This window comes from Kineococcus indalonis, from assembly GCF_009906395.1.
In the GTDB taxonomy this organism is placed as follows: domain Bacteria; phylum Actinomycetota; class Actinomycetes; order Actinomycetales; family Kineococcaceae; genus Kineococcus; species Kineococcus indalonis.
Genome location: NZ_JAAALM010000346.1, coordinates 1 through 4,466, shown reverse-complemented (window position 1 = coordinate 4,466; position 4,466 = coordinate 1). Strand labels below are relative to the sequence as shown.

Annotated in this window: 4 protein-coding genes; 3 read left to right on the top strand and 1 reads right to left on the bottom strand. The window is 76.7% G+C overall.

What is annotated here, in order from left to right; genetic code table 11:
- The 3 genes from GTR00_RS15335 to GTR00_RS15325 form a co-directional block, all read left to right on the top strand.
- On the top strand, positions 1–1,292 hold a 1,292-nt coding region (locus GTR00_RS15335), incomplete at its 5' end, for an LGFP repeat-containing protein (protein ID WP_205705902.1).
- Between the two features lie 51 nt (positions 1,293–1,343).
- Positions 1,344–1,718, top strand: coding sequence for a hypothetical protein (locus GTR00_RS15330; protein WP_166612464.1), 375 nt, complete (start codon positions 1,344–1,346; stop codon positions 1,716–1,718).
- A 23-nt stretch (positions 1,719–1,741) separates the two neighbouring features.
- Positions 1,742–2,800 carry a PLP-dependent cysteine synthase family protein gene (locus GTR00_RS15325; protein WP_323132510.1) on the top strand — a complete coding sequence of 353 codons (1,059 nt, stop codon included), beginning with the start codon at positions 1,742–1,744 and terminating at the stop codon, positions 2,798–2,800.
- 36 nt (positions 2,801–2,836) lie between these two features.
- On the opposite strand, the gene GTR00_RS15320 is transcribed toward GTR00_RS15325, so the two are convergent.
- Positions 2,837–4,466 (bottom strand): methyl-accepting chemotaxis protein (locus GTR00_RS15320; RefSeq protein ID WP_205705901.1); only part of this gene is annotated, 1,630 nt, incomplete at its 5' end.

Here is a 4,466-nt window from a genome sequence, read left to right as displayed (position 1 = left end):
GGCCGGGGGCCGCGGCGGTCGCGGGCGCCTCCCCGGGCCGGCTGGGAGCGCTGGTGGACCGGCTGGCGGGCGCGCTGGCGGCGCGCTCCAGCCGCCGGGGGTTCCTGGCGCGCACCGCGGTGGTGGGCTCGGCGCTGGCGGTGGGCCCGTGGGGGTACCTGACGCGGCCGGGCACCGCGTACGCGGCGGTGTGCGGGGTGGACTCCACCTGCTCGTCGGGCTACACGGTGTTCTGCGCGACGATCAACGGCGGGGTGAACCGGTGCCCGCCGGGCAGCCTGGTGGGCGGGTGGTGGAAGTCCGACGGGTCCGGCTTCTGCTGCGGCGGCGCCCGGTACTACGTGGACTGCCACAGCTACTGCTCGTGCGGGTGCAGCGGGCGCAGCACGTTCTGCGCGGAGAGCTGCACCTCGTGCCGGTGCGGGTGCGGCCCGACCGGGCAGTGCGACCAGCGCAAGGTGTGCTGCAACCGATTCCGGTACGGGCAGTGCAGCCAGGACGTGCGCTGCACCGGCCCGGTGTGGTGCCGGGTGGTCACGTGCACGCCGCCGTGGCGGATCCCGGCGTGGAGCTGCACGACGACGAGCGCGACGGACCAGCGCACCGGCCGGCACGGCGCCCCGGCGCTGGAGGACTGCACCGCGATCGGCAGCCGGTACACCGCGCTGGGCGGGCAGGGCGGCTTCCTCGGGGAGCCGCGCACCCCGGAGCTGCGCACGCCCGGCGACCGCGGGGTGTACCAGCACTTCGAGGGCGGCTCGCTGTACTGGTCGCCCGCGACCGGCGCGCACGAGGTGCACGGCGCGGTGCGCGACGCGTACGCGCGCAGCGGCTGGGAGGCCGGCCCGCTGGGCTTCCCCGTCACCGACGAGCGCCCCACCCCCGACGGGCGCGGGCGCTTCAACCACTTCGAGCGCGGCTCGGTGCACTGGTCGCCGGCCACGGGGTCGTGGGAGGTGCACGGCGCGGTGCGCGGCACGTGGGAGCGGCTGGGCTGGGAGGCCGGCCCGCTGGGCTACCCGGTGAGCGACGAGCGGGTCACCCCGGACGGGCGGGCGCGCTTCAGCCACTTCGAGCGCGGCTCGGTGTACTGGTCGCCGGCCACGGGCGCGCAGGCCGTCCTGGACCCGGTGCGCGACGCGTGGGCGCGCTCGGGCTGGGAGGCGGGGCCGCTGGGCCTGCCGGTCGGCGAGGCGCGCGAGGACGGCCCGGACCGGCGCCGGCAGGACTTCGAGCGCGGCGCGGCGGTGCTGCGGGTGTCCACCGGGCAGGTGGTGCTGGAGCCGCGCTGACCCGCGCCGCGCCGTCGGGACCACCCGCCGGCAGGTCTTACCCTCGTGTCCGTGTTCGACCGGTTGCGGCTGATGAGCGACTACGAGGCACCCACCCCCGTCTGGGCCCCCGCCGACGTGGGGGCGTTCGTGCTCACCCCGACCCACCTGGACCACCTGGGCCTGGACGAGGGCCTGCGCACGCGCCTGCTGCGCTGGCAGGCGTACTTCGACGAGCACCACCCCGCGGACCTGTGCGCGTGGGACTCGCCGGGCTCGTGCGCGCGGTACGCCTCCGAGGGCCGGCGCCTGCGCGAGGAGCTGGACCGGGCGCTGCCCGGCCTGCAGGTCGACCTGGACCTGTGGCCCGTGCCCGCCGACGACCGACCCGCCGACGACCGACCCGGCGACGACCGACCCGGCGACGACCGACCCGGCGGGGGCTGAGCGCTCCCCCGTACCCTCGCCCCGTGGACGACGCGCGCGCCTGGGTGCACCGGGCGGTGCGGCTGGTGGAGGCCGACGCCAACCGCAGCGCCGACACCCACCTGCGGGTGCTGCCCCTGCCGGCGCGCTGGGGCGTGCAGCTCTACCTCAAGGACGAGTCCACCCACCCCACCGGCTCCCTCAAGCACCGGCTGGCGCGCTCGCTGGTCCTCTTCGGCCTCGCCAACGGCGACATCGGCCCCGGCACCACGCTCGTGGAGGCCTCCAGCGGGTCCACCGCGGTCTCCGAGGCGTACTTCGCGCGGATGCTCGGCCTGGAGCTCGTCGCGGTCGTGCCGCGCACCACGGCCGCCGCGAAGCTGGAGCTGATCCGCCAGCACGGCGGGCGCCTGCACCTCGTGGACCACCCCGGGGAGGTGTACGCCGTCGCGGAGGGGCTGGGCGCCCGGCCCGGCTGGCACTACCTGGACCAGTTCGCGATGGCCTCCACGGTCACCGACTGGCGCGGCAACAACAACATCGCCTGCTCGATCTTCGAGCAGATGGCGCTGGAGGAGAACCCCGAGCCGGAGTGGATCGTCGTGGGCGCCGGCACCGGCGGCACGAGCGCCACCATCGGGCGGTACTGCCGCTCCACGCGCCGGCGCACCCGCCTGGCCGTGGCCGACCCGGAGGGCTCGGCGTTCGCGCAGGCGTGGCGCACCGGCTCGCGCGAGGTCACCGCGCCCGGCTCCTCGATCGAGGGCATCGGCCGTCCGCGCGTGGAGCCCTCGTTCGTGCCGGGGGTGGTCGACCTGGTCACCACGGTGCCCGACCCGGAGTCCGTGGCCGCGGTGCGGCTGCTGCACGAGCGCACCGGCGTGCGCGCGGGCGCCTCCACCGGCACCAACCTCGCCCTGGCGCTGCGCCTGGTGGACGAGCTGCGCCGCGAGGGCCGCCCCGGCAGCGTCGTCACCCTCATCTGCGACGACGGCTCGCGCTACCTGGACACGTACTACTCCGACGCCTGGGTCGCCTCCCGCGGCTGGGACGTGGCCGCCGCGCGCGCGGTGCTGGAACCGCTGTTCGGCGACGCCCGCTGAGGCGGGCGGGCTCGGCGCGACCGCGCGGCGCGGGGGTCAGAAGCGGAAGCCCCCGACGGCGGTCTGCAGGTCCGCGGCCAGCCGCTCGAGCTCCTCGGAGGCGCGCTGCGCCTGCGCCGCGCCGCTGGTGGTGGCGCTGGCGCTGCCGGCGATCGTGGAGATGCTGCGGGCGATCTCGGTGGACGAGGACGCCGCCTCGGACACGTTGCCGTTCATCTCGTTCGTGGTCGCGGTCTGCTCCTCCACGGCGGAGGCGATCGTCGTCTGGAAGTCGCTGATGCGCGCGATGACCTCGCGGATCTCCGAGATCGCCGACACCGCGTGCCCGGTGTCGGCCTGGATGGCGTCGACGCGGTGGGTGATGTCCTCGGTGGCGCGGGCGGTCTGCTGCGCCAGCTCCTTGACCTCCCCGGCGACGACGGCGAAGCCCTTGCCCATCTCCCCGGCGCGGGCGGCCTCGATGGTGGCGTTGAGGGCGAGCAGGTTGGTCTGCTCGGCGATGGCGGTGATGGCCTTGACGACGTCGCCGATCTCGCGGGAGCTCGACCCCAGCTTGCTGACGGTGGCGTCGGCGGTGCTCGCCATCGCCACGGCCCGCTCGGCCACGCGGGCGGCCTCGGCGGCGCTGACGGAGATCTCGCGGATGGAGGCGCCCATCTCCTCGCTGCCGGCGGCGAGGGTCTCGACGGTGCGCGAGACGCCCTCCGCCGCGGTGGAGACGACGCCGGCCTGGGACTCCGCCTCGGCCGCGCCCCGCGCCAGCGCGGCGCTGGTGGCGGACAGCTGCGCGCTGGCACCGGCCAGGGAGGTGGAGGTCCCGGCGATCGCGCGGACCACCTCGCGCAGGCTGGACGTGGCGCGCTGCAGGCTGCGGGCCATCCGGCCGATCTCGTCGTCGCTGCGCACGTCGGCGGTGCGGGTCAGGTCGCCCTCGGCGACGGCGTCGAGGACCTCGGAGACGGCGCGCAGCGGGCGGGTGACGCCGCGCACGACGAGGGAGGCGAGCGCGGCGGCCACGAGCAGCCCGCCGAGCAGCACGACGACGACGAGGACCAGGCCGGAGCTGACGCGCTCGGTGGCGGCGTCGGTGCGGGCCTTGGCGCGCGCCTCCTCGGCCAGCCCGGCCGCCTCCACGGCGTCGGCGCCCTGCGAGACCACCGGCAGGACGACCTCGCGGTAGGTGGCGGCCGCGCCGGCGACGTCCCCGGCGTCGGCCTGCGGGGCGAGCTGCTCCTCGAAGAGGCGGACCATCTCCCGGTAGGCGCCGGTGAAGACCTCCACCTGCTGCGGGTCGGCGGCGCGCGGGGAGTAGTCCTCCAGCGAGGCCTCGAGGTCGGCGACCTTCTCGTCGAGCTGCTCGCGCAGGTCCGCGCGCGTCTGCGGCGAGGCGGCGGGGTACTCGACGATGCGGGCGCGGGCGGCCTGGAAGCCGCGCTGCACGCCCGAGAGGTCGACCAGCGGCTGCACGCTCTGCGAGTACGTCGCGGCGGTGGTGTCGCGCAGCTCCACCATGCGCGCGGCGGCCAGGCCGCCGACGGCGAGCGCCACGACCGCGCTGACGGCCACGCCGGCGCTGAGCTTGACGGCCACGGGGCGGTCGGCGGCCCACCGGCGCAGGCCGCGCTCGCGCGCGTCGGGGGCGCCGACCGCCCCGTGGCCGTCAAGC